Genomic DNA, 3573 nt, shown 5'->3' with positions numbered 1-3573 from the left:
CTGTATCAGGCCCTGTCCAGCAGAGCCCGCACCGCCGCGACCTTGGCGCCGTCGGTGATGTTGACCCGGCCGTCGTCCGAGGTGCCCATGTTGACACCATGGGGCACCATGCCGCCGCGCCAGCCCATGCCGGACATGTGCACTTCATTGACGCCGGTGAATTCGATGATGGTGCGCACGTTGTCGGCGTTGACCCCGGCCCCGGGCATCAGGCTGGCGCGACCCGCCAGCGCCTGGTGCATGGCCTGCAGGGTTTCGAGCCCCGCCAGCGCGGTCGGCGCATGGCCGGAGCTCAGAATGCGCTCGCAACCTGCCGCGACGATCGTCTCGAGATCCAGCCGCCAGTCGGAGGAGAGATCGATGGCCCGGTGGAAGGTGACGCCGAGCGGCCCCGCCGCCTCGACCAGTTGCCGGAGCTTGCCTTCGGGTACCCGTCCATCTTCATCCAGCAGACCGACCACCACCCCTTGCAGGCCCGCAGCACGAGCGGCCGCGATATCCAAGAGCATCATCTCGAACTCGCCGTCGTTGAAGCAAAAATCTCCGGCGCGTGGACGGATCATGGCGTAGACGGGGACGGTGGCGTGGCGCGCCACCTGCTGCATGAAACCATAGGAGGGAGTGAGACCGCCCAGCCCCAGCGCAGAGCAGAGCTCGATGCGATCGGCGCCGGCCGCCTGGGCGGTGAACAGGGATTCGAGGTTGTCGATACAGATTTCAAGACGGGTCATGATGACTCCTTGTTCGGGGAGATCAGACCCTCTGTCCGATCTCACAGATTGAGCAGGGCTGCACCGCGCACACCGCCGGCTCCACCGAAGCGGGCCTCGCGGATCGCCGGCAGGGCGACACCGGGCAGCAGGTGGCCGGGCAGACGTTTGGGCAACTCCTCATAGAGGGCTGGCAGGGCGCTCAGGCCGCCCCCCAGCACCACCACATCGGGATCAATCACCGAGATGGCGGTGGCGAGGCCAGCGGCGATGATCTCGAGCCAGCAGTCGATGGTCGAGAGGGCCGCCGCCTCACGGGCATCGGCACGGGCGACGATCTGGTGGCCGCTCACCCGTTCTCCATGAACATGGTGGTATAGCCGCTCCAGGCCCGTGCCCGACGCATAGGTTTCGAAACAGACCAGGCGCCCGCAGCCACAGCGGGGACGGGGCAAATCCGGGTATTTCATCAGGATGGTGGCGGGCAGCGGGTAGTGACCTATCTCCCCCGCCAGCCAGTTGCGCCCCTGGATGAGCTTGCCCGCCAGGTAGACGGCGCCGCCGATGCCGGTACCTATGGTGACGCCGAGGGCGCTGCCAGCACCGTCTGCGGCCCCCTGATGCACTTCCGACCAGAGGAAACAGTTGGCGTCATTGTCGACCTTGACCGGTCGGCCCAGCAGTTCGGCCAGATCCGCCCCCAGATGGCGGCCATGGATGGCGGGCAGGTTGGCCGCCACTATGCTCCCGTCGAGGCGATTGAGGATCCCCGGAAACCCGATGCCGACGGCCCCTTTCACCCCGAAGCGCGCATCCGCCGCCTCGACCCGCTCGCGCACAAGCTGCTGCAGCGCCGGGTAGTCGTTGCCCGGCGTGCTCACCCGCTCTTCATGGCAGAGGGTCAGGGCGTCGTCATACACCGCGAAGGCAATCTTGGTGCCGCCAATATCAAATCCGTAGTACATGCCACACTCCCTTGCGGTGGACCCGGCCACCTCGGTCTGTCCAGATGGGGCACATTGTATTAATTCGCAAAAAAAATAAAGTGACCAGGGGCGAAAAACGGGAGCCAGCTCAAAGCAAACGGAACATTTGTCGTTGTTGGCAAGGGTGTCCGAGGCTCATCAGGGTGCGCTCCTGACCGTCGAACATGAAGCCGCGGCGCAGGTAGAATCCCTCGCCGATGTGATTGCCATCCAGCAGCCAGAGCCTGACACACTCGCAACCGGCCCGGCGCATCTGCACCGCCACCGCCTGCCACAGCCGTTTGCCATGACCCTGACGCCAGTGATCGGGATGAAGGTAGAGCGCCCGGATCCGCGCCGTCATCAAGCCTTCCTCCAAAGAGGGCTGCCAGTAGAGCAGGCCTATGACCACGTCGTCCTGACAGACCAGCATGGGAACGGGGCCGGGCTCGGCGAGCCGGTGTCGCCAGATCTGCAGGTGGTCGGTCACCGCCAGCTGGGCCAGCATGTCGGCCCCCAGCACCTCCCCGTAGGCCGCCAGCCAGCTCGCCCGCTGCATCACCGTCATGGCGGCGGCATCGGCGGGACGCGCCAGGCGCAGGCTTACGCCTTGCACAGGGCTGACGCATCAGTGTTTATACTTTGAACAACCCCATACATTCGAACAAATATTGTTCATTCAGACAGCAGAGCCTGCGCTTGTTGGCCATGCTTAGATTACGTGATTTGTTTTGCTTCAGCATGTTCAGTATCCACTGCCTGATGACCGCTAAGTTTTCCCCAGCGAAGCCCGCTCTGGCCTGAAGTTGATCCTCTCCGAACGCAATATCTAAAGTCCAGTGCAGCAGATTTTCTACCGACCAGTGCGCTCGGGTTGCCTTCAGCGCTGAGGTGGCATCCAACGCTCGGCTACTTATATAAAATCTCACGAAATCATAGCCTTTGCCATTTTCAATTCGCTCAGCCTGCACGGCTATGATCGTCTTCGCTTTCCACTGCTGGCAAACTGGCATGCTTTCATCAACCACCAGAACCCAACAACGTCGATGCTCTTTTCGCCCATGTTCTGAGTCAAATTGTTCAGTAAAGCCGTGCCCCGAAACATCGCTTTCATTCTTATCCCAATACGCTTGGAACTGTTCTTTTACTTCAGTATTGAGGCTAGGTTGGTTGTCTTTCACCGCAAGCAGGTAATCCCCCGACTTCTTGAGGATGGTGTCAGCAATTTTGACCTGTGTACCCATTGCATCAATACTGACCAAACACCCTTTTAATTCAAGAAGTTGGAGTAGCTCAGGTATTGCCGTGATCTCGTTAGATTTGTCAGCGACTTTTTGCTGGCCAACACACATTCCCAGCTCAGTTGACCAGACATTGACCATATGAACAACGTTGGCTCCTCGCCCTTTAGCGGTAGCACGAAGAGCTTTACCATCAACCGCTAGTTGGCCAACCAGTTTTTCATCGCCCATGATGTCGCCGATCCACGCTTGAAAAATGGATTTCAGACTGGCGGGAGGCAGAGTGGCAAAGATGCGGTTGAATGTATCGTGTGATGGAATGCCGCCAGGCAAGCGCAGCCAGCGCCGGAACCATGGCTCTCGCTCTTGAGCAAACAAGGTAATCTCGCTCCAAGTATCAAAACCGCACATCATGGCGCAAATGGCCATGAAAACAACCTCTGACAAGATATGTGAGCACTTGGCCTGATTGCGTGGGTCTGGGATTGATTCAAGGTAGTCGAGCAAAGACTTCTGGGCCATAATAATAAACAGTTGGTTAAGATCTCGACTATTTACAGCTTGGCAACGCAAGGTACAATTAAAATCGTACTTGGAGCCGTTCAACTGATCGAGACTTGATCAACTTGTGCAGAGAATGATCATGCGTCGGCCCTG

Annotated in this window: 4 protein-coding genes; all 4 read right to left on the bottom strand. The window is 59.5% G+C overall.

Translation table 11 applies throughout. The annotated features are described in order from the left end of the window. Nucleotides 1–5: 5 nt before the first annotated feature. The gene (locus AB5Y64_RS16370; protein WP_052816142.1) at nucleotides 6–731 is read right to left on the bottom strand and encodes a copper homeostasis protein CutC; all 726 of its coding nucleotides are present in this window, start codon (nucleotides 729–731) and stop codon (nucleotides 6–8) included. A 41-nt stretch (nucleotides 732–772) separates the two neighbouring features. After that, the gene (locus AB5Y64_RS16365; protein WP_010673476.1) at nucleotides 773–1675 is read right to left on the bottom strand and encodes an ROK family protein; all 903 of its coding nucleotides are present in this window, start codon (nucleotides 1673–1675) and stop codon (nucleotides 773–775) included. Nucleotides 1676–1784: 109 nt separating this feature from the next. Next, nucleotides 1785–2291: a GNAT family N-acetyltransferase gene (locus tag AB5Y64_RS16360; protein ID WP_052816140.1), complete on the bottom strand. Its 507-nt coding sequence runs from the start codon at nucleotides 2289–2291 to the stop codon at nucleotides 1785–1787. A gap of 19 nt (nucleotides 2292–2310) precedes the next feature. Further along, on the bottom strand, nucleotides 2311–3438 hold the full coding sequence (locus tag AB5Y64_RS16355; protein ID WP_053288160.1) for an ISAs1-like element ISKpn9 family transposase: 1128 nt from the start codon (nucleotides 3436–3438) through the stop codon (nucleotides 2311–2313). Nucleotides 3439–3573: the final 135 nt, after the last annotated feature.

It is taken from the genome of Aeromonas sp. R5-1, from assembly GCF_040908265.1.
In the GTDB taxonomy this organism is placed as follows: Bacteria; Pseudomonadota; Gammaproteobacteria; order Enterobacterales; family Aeromonadaceae; genus Aeromonas; species Aeromonas caviae.
The sequence above is the reverse complement of the archived record's forward strand: the minus strand, read 5'-3'. Positions and strand labels throughout refer to the sequence as shown.

Coding starts and splice junctions, on each gene's coding strand:
- AB5Y64_RS16370 (WP_052816142.1), bottom strand. CDS start 731: ATGACCCGTCTTGAAATCTGTATCGACAACCTCGAATCCCTGTTCACC.
- AB5Y64_RS16365 (WP_010673476.1), bottom strand. CDS start 1,675: ATGTACTACGGATTTGATATTGGCGGCACCAAGATTGCCTTCGCGGTG.
- AB5Y64_RS16355 (WP_053288160.1), bottom strand. CDS start 3,438: ATGGCCCAGAAGTCTTTGCTCGACTACCTTGAATCAATCCCAGACCCA.